The organism is Serratia sp. EC4, assembly GCF_059652115.1.
Map to the genome: position 1 here is coordinate 226,054 of NZ_JBNIDE010000005.1, position 15,817 is coordinate 241,870.

Sequence of the window (15,817 nt, forward strand, 5' to 3'; positions counted from 1 at the left end):
CTTTATTCCCCCCGATGGTTAGCATCCTGACAATCAAGCCGGCTCATTAAAATCTTTTATTTATGGGTGTGGCTTATAAGAAACGTAAATCAGGAGAAACTGACCATGGCTTCACCCAAGAAAATAGGGCTTATTGCCTGCACCGGCGTGGTCGCCGGTAATATGATGGGGAGCGGGATTGCCTTATTGCCCGCCAACCTGGCGAGTCTCGGATCCATCGCTATTTGGGGATGGGTGATCTCGATTATCGGGGCGATGTCGCTGGCTTATGTGTATGCCCGCCTCGCCACCAAAAACCCGCAGCAGGGCGGCCCTATCGCCTACGCGGGTGAAATTTCCCCGGCCTTCGGTTTCCAGACCGGCGTGCTTTATTACCATGCCAACTGGATCGGCAACCTGGCCATCGGCATTACCGCCGTTTCTTATCTCTCCACCTTCTTCCCGGCGCTGAACAACCCGGTGCCCGCCGGCATCGCCTGTATCGCCATCGTGTGGGTCTTCACCTTCGTCAACATGCTGGGCGGAACCTGGGTCAGCCGTTTGACCACGCTGGGCCTGGTGCTGGTGCTGATCCCGGTGATCGTGACCGCCACCCTCGGCTGGCACTGGTTTGACGCCGCCACCTATCAGGCTAACTGGAATACCTCCGGCACCACCGACAGCCATGCGGTCATCAAAAGTATTCTGCTGTGCCTGTGGGCGTTCATCGGCGTGGAATCCGCAGCGGTCAGCACCGGCATGGTGAAAAACCCGAAACGCACCGTGCCGCTGGCGACCATGCTCGGCACCGGCCTGGCGGGCATCATCTACATCGCCGCCACCCAGGTGATCAGCGGCATGTTCCCGGCGTCTGAAATGGCCGCCAGCGGCGCGCCGTTCGCCATCAGCGCCTCGGCGATTATGGGCAACTGGGCCGCACCGATGGTTTCCGCCTTCACCGCCTTCGCCTGCCTGACCTCGCTCGGTTCGTGGATGATGTTGGTCGGCCAGGCTGGGGTGCGCGCCGCCAACGACGGCAACTTCCCGAAAGTGTACGGCGAGCTGGATAAAAACGGCATTCCGAAGAAAGGCCTGCTGCTGGCCGGCTGCAAAATGACCGCGCTGATGGTGCTGATCACCCTGATGAGCTCCGCCGGCGGCAAAGCCTCCGACCTGTTCGGCGAGCTGACCGGCATCGCGGTGCTGCTGACCATGCTGCCTTACTTCTACTCCTGCGTAGACCTGATCCGCTTTGAAGGGGTCAACGTGCGCAATCTGCTGAGCCTGATCGCTTCAGTGTGCGGCTGCGGCTTCTGCTTCATCGCGCTGATGGGCGCCAACTCTTTCGAACTGTCCGGCACCTTTATCATCAGCTTGATTATCCTGATGTTCTACGCCCGGAAAATGAATACCCGCCAGGCTGCCAACGCCGCGGCGGTCGATGAAAACACCACGGCCAAAGCGCACTGATTCGCGTCCGCTGACCGACTGAATTTACCCAGCCCCTTTCTTTCCGACCTGTCAGCCGCGACGGGAAGGGGCTTGCTTTGCCAGGAGAAATGCATATGAACGTTATCGCCATCATGAATCACATGGGTGTCTACTTCAAAGAAGAGCCCATCCGTGAACTGCATCAGGCGCTGGAAAGTCTGGATTTCCGCATCGTTTACCCTAACGATCGCGAAGACCTGCTGAAACTGATCGAGAACAACGCCCGTCTGTGCGGGGTGATCTTCGACTGGGACAAATACAACCTGGAGCTGTGCGAAGAGATCAGCCAACTGAACGAATACATGCCGCTGTACGCATTCGCCAACACCTATTCGACGCTGGACGTCAGCCTGAACGATCTGCGCATGCAGGTGCGCTTCTTCGAGTATGCGCTCGGCGCGGCAACCGACATTGCCGCCAAGATCAAACAGAACACCGACGAGTATATCGACACCATCCTGCCGCCGCTGACCAAGGCGCTGTTCAAATACGTGCGCGAAGGCAAATACACCTTCTGTACGCCGGGCCACATGGGCGGCACTGCGTTCCAGAAGAGCCCGGTGGGCAGCCTGTTCTACGATTTCTTTGGCCCGAACACCATGAAGTCGGATATCTCGATTTCGGTGTCCGAACTGGGGTCGCTGCTGGATCACTCCGGCCCGCACAAAGAGGCGGAGGAGTACATTTCCCGCGTGTTCAACGCCGAACGCAGCTACATGGTCACCAACGGCACCTCCACCGCCAACAAGATCGTCGGCATGTATTCGGCGCCGGCGGGCAGCACGGTGCTGATTGACCGTAACTGCCACAAGTCGCTGACTCACCTGATGATGATGAGCGACATCACGCCGATCTACTTCCGCCCGACCCGCAACGCCTACGGCATCCTCGGCGGCATTCCGCAGAGCGAGTTCCAGCGCGCCACCATCGCCAAGCGCGTGAAGGAGACCCCGAACGCCACCTGGCCGGTGCACGCGGTGATCACCAACTCCACCTATGACGGGCTGCTGTACAACACCGACTTTATCAAGAACACCCTGGACGTGAAGTCGATCCACTTCGATTCCGCCTGGGTGCCTTACACCAACTTCCACCCGATCTATAAAGGCAAGTGCGGCATGAGCGGCGGCCGCGTGGAGGGCAAGGTGATCTACGAAACCCAGTCCACCCACAAACTGCTGGCGGCCTTCTCGCAGGCTTCGATGATTCATGTGAAGGGCGACATCAACGAAGAGACCTTCAATGAAGCCTACATGATGCACACCACCACGTCGCCGCACTACGGCATTGTGGCCTCGACCGAAACCGCCGCGGCGATGATGAAAGGCAACGCTGGCAAGCGCCTGATCCACGGCTCTATCGAACGCGCGATCAAGTTCCGTAAAGAGATCAAACGCCTGAAAGTCGAATCCGACGGCTGGTTCTTCGACGTCTGGCAGCCGGAGCACATCGATGAGCCGGAGTGCTGGCCGCTGCGCTCCGACAGCGCCTGGCACGGTTTCAAGAATATCGATAACGAACACATGTATCTGGACCCGATCAAGGTCACCATTTTGACGCCGGGGATGAGCAAGGAAGGCGAGATGCAGCCATTCGGCATCCCGGCCAGCATCGTGGCGAAATACCTCGACGAGCGCGGCATCATCGTCGAGAAAACCGGGCCGTACAACCTGCTGTTCCTGTTCAGCATCGGCATCGACAAAACCAAGGCACTCAGCCTGCTGCGTGCGATGACCGACTTCAAACGCTCGTTCGACCTGAACCTGCGGGTGAAAAACATGCTGCCTTCGCTGTATCAGGAAGCGCCTGATTTCTATGAAAACATGCGCATTCAGGATCTGGCGCAGAACATTCACCGCCTGGTGGAGCAACACAACCTGCCGGACCTGATGTACCGCGCGTTCGAAGTGCTGCCAACCATGGTGATGAATCCGTACCAGGCGTTCCAGAAAGAGCTGCACGGCGAAGTGGAAGAGGTCTATCTGGAAGAGATGGTCGGTAAGGTCAACGCCAATATGATCCTCCCATACCCGCCGGGCGTGCCGCTGGTGATGCCGGGCGAAATGCTGACCGAGGAGAGCCGGCCGGTGCTGGAGTTCCTGCAGATGCTGTGCGAAATCGGCGCGCATTATCCGGGCTTTGAAACCGACATTCACGGCGCCTATCGTCAGGCGGACGGACGTTATCGGGTGAAAGTGCTGAAGGCGAAATAACCACAGCCAATCACAGGGGAGGCGCTCGCGCTTCCCCTTTGTCGTTCACCGACTGATGGGAGACCTCCATGAAAACACCCTCACAGCCGCGCGCAATCTACTATGTCGTAGCGATACAAATTTGGGAATATTTCAGCTTTTACGGCATGCGTGCGTTACTGATCCTCTATCTGACCCACCAACTCGGCTATACCGACAGCCGCGCCATCGATCTCTACAGCGCTTACGCTTCGTTAGTTTACGTCACTCCGATTCTTGGCGGCTGGCTCGCCGACCGCCTGCTGGGCAACCGCGTCGCGGTGATCGCCGGCGCGGCGCTGATGACCCTGGGGCATATCGTGCTCGGCCTGAGCGCGGTCTCCGCCCAGTCGCTCTATCTGGCGCTGGCCATCATCATCTGCGGCTACGGCCTGTTCAAATCCAATATCAGCTGCCTGCTGGGCGAGCTGTATCCGGCCCAGGATCCGCGGCGCGAAGGGGGCTTCTCGCTGCTCTACGCCGCCGGCAACGTCGGTTCCATTTTGGCGCCGATCGCCTGCGGGCTGGCGGCCGAGCGCTATGGTTGGCACGTCGGCTTTGCGTTGGCCGGGATCGGCATGTTCGCCGGCCTGGCGATCTTCCTGCTGGGCGGGCGTCATTTCCGCCACACTCGCGGCGTGAATGCCCCGCTGATGCGCGCAAGAAGCCTGGGCCTGCCGCACTGGGGCTGGCTGTTGGCGGCGTTGCTGGCATCGCCGCTGTTCTTCACGCTGTTGTTTATGCGCGACTGGGCCGGTTATTTGCTCGGGCTGGTGTGCGTGGCGGCGGTGGCGCTGGTGGCGCGCATTATGCTGCGCGCGGACGCCGGCCAGCGCCGGGGGCTGTGGCAGATCGTGGTGTTGATGCTGTTGGGCACGCTGTTCTGGGCCTTTGCCCAGCAGGGCGGCAGCTCCATCAGCCTGTTTATCGACCATTTCGTCGACCGGCGCTGGTTCGGCTGGACGGTGCCGACCGCCTTGTTCCAGTCGGTTAACGCTTGCGCGGTAATGCTGGGCGGCGTGGCGCTGGCATGGCTGGCGAGCGGCGATGGCGACCGCACGCTGCGCATCTGGTGCAAGTTCGCCTTCGGTCTGCTGTTGATCGGCGTCGGCTTTACGCTGATGGCGCTTAATACGCGGCTGCACGGGCCGGGATCGATGGGGCTGATGATCGCCGGCCTGGCGGTGATGGGCTTCGCCGAACTGTTTATCGATCCGGTGGCGATGGCGCAGATCACCCGGCTGAATATCCCCGGCGCCACCGGCGTGTTGACCGGCATCTATATGCTGGCGACCGGTTCGATCGCCAATTACCTGGCGGGCATCATCGCCAATCAGACCGCCGAAGATCACCTCGAGGGGGCGGCGATGCAGGCGTATGGCCGCATTTTCGCCCAGATCGGCTGGGGAGCGGCCGGGTGCGCGCTGGCGGTGATCGCGGCGCTGGGCGGCTGGTGGCTGCTGACGCGACGCCAGGCCCGGACGGTTAATGCTTGATTGATGACGGTAGGCGGGGTTAACGTGCAGCTATGTAGAAGTGACAAAGCCTACCGATGGATACTGATCAATTAACGACGCAGGTAGCGGACCAGTTGGGCGCACAGCAGCGGCTGCTGGTGGCGTTCAGCGGCGGCCTGGATTCCAGCGTGCTGCTGCATCTGCTGGCGACGTTGCGCCGCCAGCGTCCGGGAATGCAGCTGCGCGCGCTGCACGTGCATCATGGCCTGAGCGCCTTTGCCGACCGCTGGGTTGAGCATTGCCGCCGCCGGTGTGCCGACTGGCAGATCCCGCTGACGGTGACGCACGTGCAGGTGGACGCCCGCGAGGGCGGCATCGAAGCGGCGGCGCGTGCGGCGCGCTATGCCGCCTTCAGCGTAGCATTGGCGGAGGGCGAAGCGCTCCTCACCGCCCAACATCTCGACGATCAAAGCGAAACCTTCCTGCTGGCGCTCAAACGCGGCAGCGGGCCGGCGGGGCTGTCGGCGATGGCGGCGCGCGCCACGCTGGACGATCACCTGTTGTTGCGGCCGCTGCTGGGCTGCTCGCGTCAGGCGCTGGAAAGTTACGCGCAGCGTCACGCCTTAACCTGGATAGATGACGACAGCAATCAGGATACGCGCTTCGATCGCAACTTCCTGCGTTTGCAGGTCTTACCGCAGCTCACCCAACGCTGGCCGCATTTCGCCTCGGCGGTGGCGCGCAGCGCCAGCCTGTGCGCTGAACAGGAACAGTTGTTGGACGAGTTGCTGGCGGAACCGCTGCAAAGCCTGTTGGCGGCGGATCGCTCATTGGCGATTGACGGTTTGACGGCCTGTTCGCCGGTGCGGCGCTTCGCCTTGCTGCGGCGCTGGATCGCATTGTTTGACGTCAGCATGCCGGCGCGTGAGCAGTTGCAGCGTCTGTGGGCGGAGGTGGCGCTCAGCCGGGAAGATGCCGAACCGCAGCTGCAGCTCGGCGCCTACCAGATCCGCCGTTTCCGCGGCCGATTGCACCTGTTGCCGCCGCTGGCGGCGCTGCGCGATGTGCATCTGCCCTGGCAGCCTGACCAGCCGCTGACGTTGCCGGACGGGTTGGGGCAGTTGATTGCCGGTGAGGGCGAGTTGGCGCTGCGCGCACCGCAGCCATCGCAGCAGATCAGTATTCGTTTCGGCTGCGTGCAGGGCGCGGTGCGCATCGTGGGGCGCGCCCATTCGCGGCCGATAAAAAAACTGTGGCAGGAGCTGGGTATTCCCCCCTGGCAGCGTGAACGCATCCCGTTGATTTACTATGATGAGCAGCTGATCGCCGCGCTGGACGTATTTGTCTGTGAGGCGGGGCAGGTGCCGGAAGGTGAACGCCCGTGGCGACTGCGCTGGGAAAAAAATCATAATCGCGAGGAGCACTGATGAAGTTAGTGGGGATCACGCTGTTGGCCGCCGGCCTGTTCAGCCTGCCGGCATTGGCGGCGGGAGATGCGGCGGCCGGTCAGGCGAAAGCCGCCGCCTGTGCGGCGTGCCACGGCGCGCAGGGCAAGGTGACGGTGCCGATGTACCCGAATCTGGCCGGACAGAACGCCATGTATCTGCAGCATGCATTGCAGGCGTACAAGAAAGGGGAGCGCAACGGCGGCCAGGCCGAGGTGATGAAGGCCTATGTGTCGGGGCTGTCGGATGACGATATCGCCGATCTGGCGGCCTATTACGCCAGCCTGAAGCCGTAAATGACGAGGGCAGCCGTTGGGCTGCCCTGTTGGGATGGGGTTACCGCTGCTCAGTCCGACAGGCTGACGACCACGGTACCGATTTCCGGATGACTGAAACTGCTGATGTGGTCCAGGCGCAGGTCGCGCTGCTGGCCGTTCTGTTCGATGGTCAGATACTCAACGCGTTTCTTTTGCAGCAGGTCGATCGCCTTGGCCTCGATCACTTCTCCGTCGCGTAACTCCAGCTTCAGAATAAGTTTATGCTGACAGGCGAGTTCCAGGTTGTCGTAGTCATCGCAATTGATGGGTTGGTACTCATCATTCATCAACATAGTCGCTCACCAATAAGTTAGCGGCGGCAAAGGCCGCCTGTTCCCTAACGGAGGACGGTAGCGCATCGTTCGCTGCGACATCGTCCAATGCCTTTAACGCACAAGCCAGCGCATCAGGCACGTAGCCAAGATCTCCACTGCCAATCTCGGCGTAAGTACGGCGTACTAACTCACAGTATTGTTGCACAGTTTCCTCCCTTAAGAACCTCTGCATCATCAAGACTACTATCGCGATGAGGCGCAGGCTCTCGGAGTTTTATCCTATCCTAGACGACTATAGCACAGCTGTTATGGAGTTATCAGCACCCTGGCACGCCTTTCGCACTGCCGCAGCCTGGCCGCGCTGGCGGGGTTTGGCCCTGATCAAGTACACTGTCGCCGGATAATAACGAGGTCACCCATGGCGCTGAAAGCAACCATTTATAAAGCCGCGGTCAATATTGCTGATATGGATCGTCACTTCTACCACGACGCCACGCTGACGCTGGCGCAACATCCGTCTGAAAACGAGCAGCGCATGATGCTGCGCCTGTTGGCCTGGATCTGCCACGCCGACGAGCGGCTGGTGTTCACCAAAGGGCTGAGCGCCGACGACGAGCCGGAGATCTGGCAGCGCAACGACCACAACGGGCTGGAAATGTGGATCGAGATGGGATTGCCCGACGAAAAACGCATCCGCAAGGCCTGCAACCAGTCGCCGCGCGTGGTGTTGTACGCCTACGGCGAGCGCGCCGCGCACGTGTGGTGGCAGGGAATGCAGGGCAAGGTGGCCGGCTACAAGAACCTGAGCGTGCGTTTCCTCGACGACGAGCAGCTGGCGCACCTGACGGCATTGGCCAGCCGCACCATGACGCTGCAGGCGACGCTGCAGGAGGGAACTATTTGGCTGTCCGATGCTCAGAATAGTCTGGAAATCCAGTTTGCCGAGTGGCAGCGGGCACAGGTGTGACCGGTGCTGGAACTGTCAAGAAACGTCGCCATACCGGATAATGAGCTTGAGTTGACGGCGATCCGCGCGCAGGGCGCGGGCGGCCAGCACGTGAACAAAACCTCAACGGCGATCCATTTGCGCTTTGACATCCGGGCCTCCAGCCTGCCAGAGTATTATAAGGAAAGGCTGCTGGCGCTGAATCACCATTTAATTACCACCGATGGCGTGGTGATTATCAAGGCGCAAGAGTATCGCAGTCAGGAATTGAATCGCGAAGCGGCGTTGGCCAGGCTGGCCGCGCTGATTCGGCAGGCGATGGTGGTGGAAAAAACGCGCAAGGCGACCAAGCCGACGAAAGGGGCGAAATTGCGCCGTTTGGAAGGCAAGGCGCGTAAAGGCGCCACCAAGGCGCTGCGCGGCAAGGTTCGCACTTAGGAATACATGAACACAGTAGGAGAATAACTGTGAAGAAAATTACGGTAGCCCTGTTCTTGGCGGCAGGCGCACTCTCGTTGTTGGGATGCAACAATCATTATCAGCCGAAGGAACAACCGCTGCAGGCGATGCCGCAGAGTTATCAAGGATTGTTGCCTTGCGCCGATTGCGGCGGGCTGGATACGGCGCTGTTCCTGGATGAGGACGGCACCTTTGTGCTGCAGGAAACCTATCGCGGCACCAAAGACGGCGATCAGACTTTTGCCGACTATGGCAAATGGGCGCGCACTGCGGATAAGCTGGTGCTGACCGACAGCACCGGTGAAAAACGTTACTTCCGTCCGGTGGGCAAAAGCCTGGAGATGCTGGATCGCAGCGGCGCGCCGATCGCCTCCAAGCTGAACTATCGCCTGGAGCCGATTGAAAAACCGTTGCCTAAAACCCCGATGGTGATGAAAGGCAGTTACACCTATATGGCGGATGCGGCAGTCTTTAAGGACTGCGCTACCGGCATCACGTTCCCGGTGGATAACAACATCGCGCTGGAGCAAGGCTACGCCAAAGCCAACAAAAATGCCGGCGAGCCGGTGTTCCTGACCTTCAATGCGCACTTCAGCGTGCAGCCATCGATGGAAGAAGGGCAGATAGAGAAGGCGGTGGTGCCGGACGGCAAAATCGCGTTCGACCGCAGCAAGAACTGCAGCAGCAAGTAAGCGTTTTCGGACATAAAAAAACCCGCCTAGGCGGGTTTTTTATTTTCTGGCGTTCGTCGCTCAGCGTTTGATCTGGCCCAGCAGGAAATCAACGATTTCGCCGGTTTTGATCATTTGCTTCTCGCCGACGCGGCGGTTCTTGTACTCGATCTCTTCGTTGTCGAGGTTACGGTCACCGATGACGATAGAGTGCGGCACGCCGATCAGCTCCATATCCGCGAACATCACGCCCGGACGCTCTTTGCGGTCATCGAGGATCACATCGATGCCGTGGGAGCGCAGGGTGTTGTACAGCTCTTCCGCCAGCGCCTGCACGCGGAACGACTTGTGCATGTTCATCGGCAGAATAGCGACCTGGAACGGCGCGATGGCGTCCGGCCAGATGATGCCGCGTTCGTCGTGGTTCTGCTCGATGGCGGCGGCCACGACGCGCGTGACCCCGATGCCGTAGCAACCCATGGTCAGCACCTGGTTGCGGCCGTCTTCACCCTGCACGGTCGCTTTCATCGCTTCCGAGTACTTGGTGCCGAGCTGGAAGATATGGCCCACTTCGATACCGCGTTTGATCAGCAGCGTGCCCTGACCATCCGGGCTGGCGTCGCCTTCCACCACGTTACGGATATCGGCCACCTGCGGCAGCGGCAGATCGCGCTCCCAGTTGATGCCGAAGTAGTGTTTGCCGTCAACGTTGGCGCCGGCGCCAAAGTCGCTCATCGCCGCCACGCTGCGGTCGGCTACCACCGGCATCGGCAAGTTGACCGGGCCGAGTGAACCCGGGCCGGCGCCGACGATGGCGCGAATTTCTTCTTCGGTGGCGAAGGTCAGCGGCGCGGCAACCTGCGCCAGCTTCTCTGCCTTGACTTCGTTCAGCTCGTGATCGCCGCGCACCAGCAGGGCGACCAGCTTGTGGCCGCTCTCTTCGGTGGCGCGCACCATCAGCGTCTTCACGGTTTTTTCCACCGGCAGCTGGAATTGCTCGACCAGCTCGGCGATGGTTTTGGCGTTCGGCGTATCCACCAGGCGCAGCGCTTCGCTGGCCGCCGCGCGCGGCTCTGCCGGCGCGACCGCTTCCGCCAGCTCGATGTTGGCGGCGAAGTCGGAACCGGTGGAGAACACGATGTCGTCTTCACCGCTGTCCGCCAGCACCTGGAATTCGTGCGAGGCGCTGCCGCCGATCGAGCCGGTATCGGCCTGCACCGGGCGGAAATCCAGGCCCATGCGGCTGAAGATTTTGCTGTACGCTTCGTACATCGCGTCGTAAGTCTCCTGCAGAGACTCCTGTGAGGTGTGGAAGGAGTAGGCATCCTTCATCAGGAACTCACGGGAGCGCATCACGCCGAAACGTGGGCGCACTTCATCACGGAACTTGGTCTGGATCTGGAAGAAGTTCAGCGGCAGCTGCTTGTACGAGCTGATCTCGTTGCGGATCAGATCGGTGATCACTTCTTCATGCGTCGGGCCCAGCACGAACGGACGATCGCTGCGGTCGACGAAGCGCAGCAGCTCGGGGCCGTATTGCTCCCAACGGCCGCTTTCCTGCCACAGATCGGCAGGCTGAACCACCGGCATGGACACTTCGATCGCGTTAGCATTGTTCATTTCTTCGCGAACGATGTTTTCAACCTTCTTCAGAACGCGCAGGCCGGTCGGCAGCCAGGTGTAAAGACCGGAGGCCAGCTTGCGGATCATCCCGGCGCGCAGCATCAGCTGGTGGCTGATCACTTCGGCGTCGGCAGGTGTCTCCTTCAGTGTGGAGAGCAGATATTGGCTAGTACGCATGGTGTTTTGGTTCCGTTAGAACTGCAAATTGCATCGGGCTGCCAGAGTGGCGGCCAAAAGTGACAAAAGTGGTTTAGTTTACCAGCGCGAGCGGGTCGCCAAAAGAGAGGCGGCGGAATTTTAACGCGGGTCGAGCGCCAACACTTCGGTGTGGCCGTCCACGACGCGCCAGCGCACGTTGAAATCCAACAGCCAGACGGCGTAATCCCGTTCGACGTCCTCTCCTTTACGATAGGCGGGACGGGGGTCTTGCGCCAGCACCTGGCTGATAAAACGCCTTAATTGCGGGTAGCGCGCCTGATGTTGCTGCAGCTGTTGCTCGGCCTGCGGCGCGAAACGCACCGGCATATCGCCGGCGGGCGCAGCTTGGGCAAAGCCGGCGCGGGCCTGCGGCTGGCTCTCGGCGAACGGCAGATAAGGCTTGATGTCCACCACCGGGGTGCCGTCGACCAGGTCGAGGCTGCCCAGTTCCAGCGCCACTTCACCGTTTTTCACCCGCACGCCTTTCAGCTCAATGAGCGACATGCCGAGCGGGTTGGGGCGGAAGGTGGAACGGGTGGCGAACACGCCCATGCGGGCATTGCCGCCTAAACGCGGCGGACGCACCGTCGGGCGCCAGCCGCCTTCCATGGTTTGATGGAAAATGAACATTACCCACAGGTGGCTGAAATCGCTGAGACCGCGCACCGCTTCCGCCTGGTTGTAGGGCGGCAGCAGCAGCAGTTCGCCGCCGCCGTCTTCGACCAGCCCCGGTTGGCGGGGCACGGCGAATTTCTCTTTATACGGCGAGCGGATCACGCCGATCTGCTCGAAAACGAATTCGGTCATTTGGACGAGACGTTAAGCGCCGAGCCCTGGCAAACGGCCTGCTGGTAACAACCGGCGACGCCGCTGACAATCTGGCAGTCGTGCAGCAGCACGGCGTTGGCCTTCATGTAAGACGCACGGATTTGCATGCGTTTACGGGCGGTAGCCAGATTCGGTGGGGAGTCTTGCACGGTGGTTTGGCACGATTCGCCGGACACTTCACCCAGATCGCGGAACGGCTTGCCCACGAGTTCTTCTGCACTTTTATACAGTTTTACCGGAGCGGGGCGGGCGGCCGGCGTGGTCTTGGCCGGGGCGGTCGTGGTCGGCTTGCTGGTGCTGTTTGTTGAGGATGGCGCGATACGTTGCGATGAACATCCGGCCAGCGCGAGCGCTAACAAACAGAGAGGTAAAACACGCATTGAGATTCCTCTGCCTTAATGAAAGTGGCGCTATTGAAGCAATCTATGGCGGAAATAACAAGACGGGCCTTGGCCCGTCTTGCAATTATAGGAATAAAATGGGTGAATAAGCGCTTACCAGCCTTTCACCGCACCGCCGTTGAAGATTTTGTTGGCGGCGGCGTCAACGTCGTCAGACTGATAGGCCTGCACGAATTTCTTCACGTTTTCCGCATCTTTGTTATCTTCGCGCGCAACCAGCAGGTTGACGTAAGGCGAGTCTTTATCTTCCACGAACAGACCGTCTTTCGCTGGCGTCAGGCCGATCTGGCTGGCGTAGGTGGTATTGATCACCGCCAGCGCGATCTGCTGATCGTCCAGAGAGCGCGGCAACTGAGGCGCTTCCAGCTCAACCAATTTCAGGTTTTTCGGGTTCTCGGTCACGTCCAGCACGGTCGGCAGCAGGCCAACGCCGTCTTTCAGTTTGATCAGACCGACTTTTTGCAGCAGCAACAGCGAACGGCCCAGGTTGGTCGGATCGTTCGGCAGCGCGATCTGAGAGCCCTCTTTCAGTTCGTCCAGCGATTTGATTTTCTTGGAGTAACCGGCGATCGGGTAAACAAAGGTGTTGCCGACCGGCACCAGCTTGTAGCCGCGATCTTTGATTTGCTGATCCAGATATGGCTTGTGCTGGAAAGCGTTCAGGTCGATATCGCCTTTGCTCAACGCTTCGTTAGGCAATACGTAGTCGTTGAAGGTGACCAGTTCAACGTCCAGACCGTATTTCTCTTTCGCCACTTTCTGCGCCACTTCAGCCACTTGCTGCTCTGCGCCGACGATTACGCCGACCTTGATGTGGTTCGGATTCTTTTCATCCTGGCCACAGCCCGCCAGAGCCAGCGTGCCGATCAGTGCGCCAATTGTCGCGATGGATTTAAATGTTAACGACATATCCCTTCCTCATTAGACTCGCATTAATATGCGGTGAAATTATTTATGGGTAACGGCTTTGACGATGCGATCGCCGCAGAATTGGATCAGATAAACCAAAACTACCAGTAATACTAATACGGTATTCATAACTGTGGCGTTATAACCGATATAACCGTATTGGTAACCGATTTGGCCCAGACCACCGGCGCCGACCGCGCCGCCCATGGCGGAGTAGCCCACCAGGGTGATCAGGGTGATGGTCGCGGCGTTGACCAGGCCCGGCAGGGCTTCCGGCAGCAACACTTTCTTGATGATCTGCATCGGCGTGGCGCCCATGGCGCGCGCCGCTTCCACCAGACCGGACGGGATCTCCAGCAGGGCGTTTTCCACCATGCGCGCGATGAACGGCGCGGCGCCGACGGTCAGCGGCACGATGGCCGCCTGCAGGCCGATCGAGGTACCGACGATCATGCGGGTAAACGGAATCATCCAAACCAGCAGGATGATGAACGGGATGGAACGGAAGATGTTCACCAGCCCGGACAGGATCTTATACAGCGAATTGTTGGCGATGATCTGCCCCGGGCGGGTGACATACAGCAGCACGCCTACCGGCAGGCCGAGCACGAAACCGAAGAAGCCGGAGACAAAGGTCATCATGACGGTTTCCCACACGCCACGCGCCATCAACCACATCATTGCCTCAGACATAACCCAGAACCTCTACTTTTACCTGATTTTCTTGCAGGAACTTAATCGTCGCCAGCGCGTCTTCGTCGCTGCCGTGCAGCTCCGCCAGCATCACGCCGAATTTTACGCCGCCGGCATAATCCATCTGGGCGCTGATAATGTTGTTGTTCACGTTGAAGCGGCGAGCGGCTTCAGACAGCAGCGGCGCATCGACCGACTGACCGGTGAACTCCAGGCGCAGCAGCGGCTGACGGTCGCCCTGGCGCTCCGGCGACAGGCGCGCGGCGTAGTCGTCCGGAATATCCAGATGCAGCGTGGACTGAATGAACTGCTGGGCCAGCGGGGTTTTCGGGTGTGAGAACACTTCGCTGACGCTGTCTTTTTCGATCAGCTGCCCCTGGCTGATGACCGCGACCTGGTCGCAGATGCGTTTCACCACGTCCATTTCATGGGTGATGAGCAGAATGGTTAGACCCAGACGGCGGTTGATGTCTTTAAGCAGTTCCAGGATGGAACGGGTGGTGGCCGGATCCAACGCGCTGGTGGCTTCGTCGCACAGCAGCACTTTGGGATTGCTGGCCAGCGCACGGGCGATCGCCACGCGCTGTTTCTGGCCGCCAGACAGATTGGCCGGGTAGGCGTCGTGTTTGTCCGCCAGGCCGACCAGCTCCAGCAGTTCGGTCACGCGCTTTTTGATCTCGACGCGCGACGTATTGTCCAGTTCCAGCGGCAGCGCCACGTTGCCGAACACCGTGCGGGAAGAGAGCAGGTTGAAGTGCTGGAAGATCATGCCGATTTGGCGACGGGCGCGCGTCAGTTCGCTTTCCGACAGAGACGTCAGATCCTGGCCATCGACCAGCACTTGGCCGGAGGTCGGGCGCTCAAGCATGTTGGCGCAGCGAATCAGCGTGCTTTTGCCGGCGCCGGAAGATCCGATAACGCCATAGATTTGCCCGGCAGGGACGTGAAGGGTCACGTCAGAGAGCGCGGTAATGGTGCGCGAACCCTGCTGGAACACTTTAGTGATGTTAGAAAGTTTAATCATATTCTTCTTATTTTAGCGTGGTTGCCCGTGGCTAGATAAAAGTAAACCTCGGCGTGGAACCAAGGTATGGATCAGATGTTAAGGCGTCTAGACGTCTAAGTCAACGGCCAGCGACGTTCTCCGGCGTTCTCAGTGCGGGGTAAAACATGCGATACTGTCAGCGTATTCAGCCCCTCAGGAGCAAAGCGGTGACACAAAGCGTTCCAGCAATTTTTCTCGATCGTGACGGTACGATTAACGTTGACCATGGTTATGTCCATGAAATCGACAACTTCCACTTTATTGACGGCGTGATTGACGCCTGTCGCGAACTCAAAAAGATGGGGTTCGCGCTGGTGATGGTGACCAACCAGTCGGGCATTGCGCGCGGCAAGTTCAGCGAAGACCAGTTTATGTACCTGACCGAGTGGATGGACTGGTCGCTGGCCGATCGCGACGTCGACTTCGACGGCATCTATTTCTGCCCGCATCATCCTGAGGCGGTAGTGGAAGAGTATCGTCAGGTCTGTGACTGCCGTAAACCGCAGCCGGGCATGCTGCTGCAAGCGCAGCAGGAATTGAACATCGATATGGCCGCTTCTTATATGGTGGGCGATAAACCGGAAGACATGCAGGCGGCGATCGCGGCCGGCGTCGGCACCAAGGTGCTGGTGCGTACCGGCAAGCCGGTGACGGAGCAGGGCGAAAAGCTGGCCGATTGGGTGCTAAATAGCCTGGCGGACCTGCCGGCAGCCATCAAAAAGCGGGTTTAATAGGCGTTACGAATGAATAGTGAGCGGTCAGATAAAAAATGCATATTAACGCTTGTCATTCTGAACCGGCTCCCTATAATGCGCCTCCATCGACACGGCGCAAGTGATTCACTTCACG

17 protein-coding genes are annotated in these 15,817 nt (G+C 59.7%); 9 read left to right on the plus strand and 8 right to left on the minus strand.

Annotated features, from left to right (window positions below):
• The first annotated feature begins 105 nt into the window (after positions 1 to 105).
• The 5 genes from cadB (at position 106) to ACP39K_RS17065 (ending at position 6,899) form a co-directional block, all read left to right on the plus strand.
• A complete protein-coding gene (cadB, locus tag ACP39K_RS17045; protein ID WP_033639529.1) occupies positions 106 to 1,449 on the plus strand; it encodes a cadaverine/lysine antiporter in 1,344 nt (447 codons plus the stop codon).
• A 95-nt stretch (positions 1,450 to 1,544) separates the two neighbouring features.
• Complete coding sequence (cadA, locus tag ACP39K_RS17050) at positions 1,545 to 3,683, plus strand: lysine decarboxylase CadA (protein WP_016929874.1); 2,139 nt, start codon at positions 1,545 to 1,547, stop codon at positions 3,681 to 3,683.
• A gap of 68 nt (positions 3,684 to 3,751) precedes the next feature.
• Positions 3,752 to 5,197: a dipeptide permease DtpD gene (gene dtpD, locus ACP39K_RS17055; protein WP_048797211.1), complete on the plus strand. Its 1,446-nt coding sequence runs from the start codon at positions 3,752 to 3,754 to the stop codon at positions 5,195 to 5,197.
• Between the two features lie 56 nt (positions 5,198 to 5,253).
• Complete coding sequence (tilS, locus tag ACP39K_RS17060) at positions 5,254 to 6,585, plus strand: tRNA lysidine(34) synthetase TilS (RefSeq protein WP_497008707.1); 1,332 nt, start codon at positions 5,254 to 5,256, stop codon at positions 6,583 to 6,585.
• A complete protein-coding gene (locus tag ACP39K_RS17065; protein WP_004931989.1) occupies positions 6,585 to 6,899 on the plus strand; it encodes a c-type cytochrome in 315 nt (104 codons plus the stop codon). The genes tilS and ACP39K_RS17065 overlap by 1 nt, the downstream gene beginning before the upstream one ends.
• A 50-nt stretch (positions 6,900 to 6,949) precedes the next feature.
• Here ACP39K_RS17065 and rof read toward each other — a convergent pair whose 3' ends face one another.
• Both rof and ACP39K_RS17075 read right to left on the minus strand, forming a co-directional pair.
• On the minus strand, positions 6,950 to 7,213 hold the full coding sequence (gene rof, locus ACP39K_RS17070) for a Rho-binding antiterminator (RefSeq protein WP_004931991.1): 264 nt from the start codon (positions 7,211 to 7,213) through the stop codon (positions 6,950 to 6,952).
• Positions 7,200 to 7,400, minus strand: a complete 201-nt coding sequence (locus ACP39K_RS17075) for a YaeP family protein (RefSeq protein ID WP_004931993.1) — start codon at positions 7,398 to 7,400, stop codon at positions 7,200 to 7,202. The genes rof and ACP39K_RS17075 overlap by 14 nt, the downstream gene beginning before the upstream one ends.
• Positions 7,401 to 7,613: 213 nt before the next feature.
• On the opposite strand from ACP39K_RS17075, the gene ACP39K_RS17080 reads away from it, so the two are divergent.
• From ACP39K_RS17080 to nlpE, 3 genes are read left to right on the plus strand one after another with little or no spacing between them, the layout of a single operon-like run.
• Positions 7,614 to 8,162, plus strand: a complete 549-nt coding sequence (locus ACP39K_RS17080; protein WP_497008708.1) for a YaeQ family protein — start codon at positions 7,614 to 7,616, stop codon at positions 8,160 to 8,162.
• 3 nt (positions 8,163 to 8,165) lie between these two features.
• On the plus strand, positions 8,166 to 8,579 hold the full coding sequence (gene arfB / locus ACP39K_RS17085) for an alternative ribosome rescue aminoacyl-tRNA hydrolase ArfB (protein WP_048797214.1): 414 nt from the start codon (positions 8,166 to 8,168) through the stop codon (positions 8,577 to 8,579).
• A gap of 29 nt (positions 8,580 to 8,608) precedes the next feature.
• Positions 8,609 to 9,292, plus strand: coding sequence for an envelope stress response activation lipoprotein NlpE (gene nlpE, locus ACP39K_RS17090; RefSeq protein WP_016929868.1), 684 nt, complete (start codon positions 8,609 to 8,611; stop codon positions 9,290 to 9,292).
• A gap of 60 nt (positions 9,293 to 9,352) precedes the next feature.
• Here the strand turns inward: nlpE and proS are convergent, their stop codons facing one another.
• The 6 genes from proS to metN all read right to left on the minus strand — a co-directional run bounded on the left by proS (position 9,353) and on the right by metN (position 14,947).
• Positions 9,353 to 11,071 carry a proline--tRNA ligase gene (proS, locus tag ACP39K_RS17095; RefSeq protein ID WP_497008709.1) on the minus strand — a complete coding sequence of 573 codons (1,719 nt, stop codon included), beginning with the start codon at positions 11,069 to 11,071 and terminating at the stop codon, positions 9,353 to 9,355.
• Positions 11,072 to 11,191: 120 nt separating this feature from the next.
• Complete coding sequence (gene tsaA, locus ACP39K_RS17100; protein WP_016929866.1) at positions 11,192 to 11,899, minus strand: tRNA (N6-threonylcarbamoyladenosine(37)-N6)-methyltransferase TrmO; 708 nt, start codon at positions 11,897 to 11,899, stop codon at positions 11,192 to 11,194.
• Positions 11,896 to 12,300, minus strand: a complete 405-nt coding sequence (gene rcsF / locus ACP39K_RS17105; RefSeq protein ID WP_025304011.1) for an envelope stress sensor lipoprotein RcsF — start codon at positions 12,298 to 12,300, stop codon at positions 11,896 to 11,898. The genes tsaA and rcsF overlap by 4 nt, the downstream gene beginning before the upstream one ends.
• A gap of 114 nt (positions 12,301 to 12,414) precedes the next feature.
• Positions 12,415 to 13,230 (minus strand): MetQ/NlpA family lipoprotein, encoded by an 816-nt coding sequence (locus ACP39K_RS17110; RefSeq protein WP_033639535.1) that lies wholly within the window; start codon positions 13,228 to 13,230, stop codon positions 12,415 to 12,417.
• Positions 13,231 to 13,269: 39 nt separating this feature from the next.
• Positions 13,270 to 13,923, minus strand: coding sequence for a methionine ABC transporter permease MetI (locus ACP39K_RS17115; protein ID WP_004932010.1), 654 nt, complete (start codon positions 13,921 to 13,923; stop codon positions 13,270 to 13,272).
• Positions 13,916 to 14,947 (minus strand): methionine ABC transporter ATP-binding protein MetN, encoded by a 1,032-nt coding sequence (gene metN, locus ACP39K_RS17120; RefSeq protein ID WP_497008710.1) that lies wholly within the window; start codon positions 14,945 to 14,947, stop codon positions 13,916 to 13,918. Before metN ends, ACP39K_RS17115 begins: the two co-directional genes overlap by 8 nt.
• A 188-nt stretch (positions 14,948 to 15,135) precedes the next feature.
• Here metN and gmhB point away from each other — a divergent pair, with 188 nt between their 5' ends.
• A complete protein-coding gene (gene gmhB / locus ACP39K_RS17125) occupies positions 15,136 to 15,699 on the plus strand; it encodes a D-glycero-beta-D-manno-heptose 1,7-bisphosphate 7-phosphatase (RefSeq protein WP_015378880.1) in 564 nt (187 codons plus the stop codon).
• Positions 15,700 to 15,817: the final 118 nt, after the last annotated feature.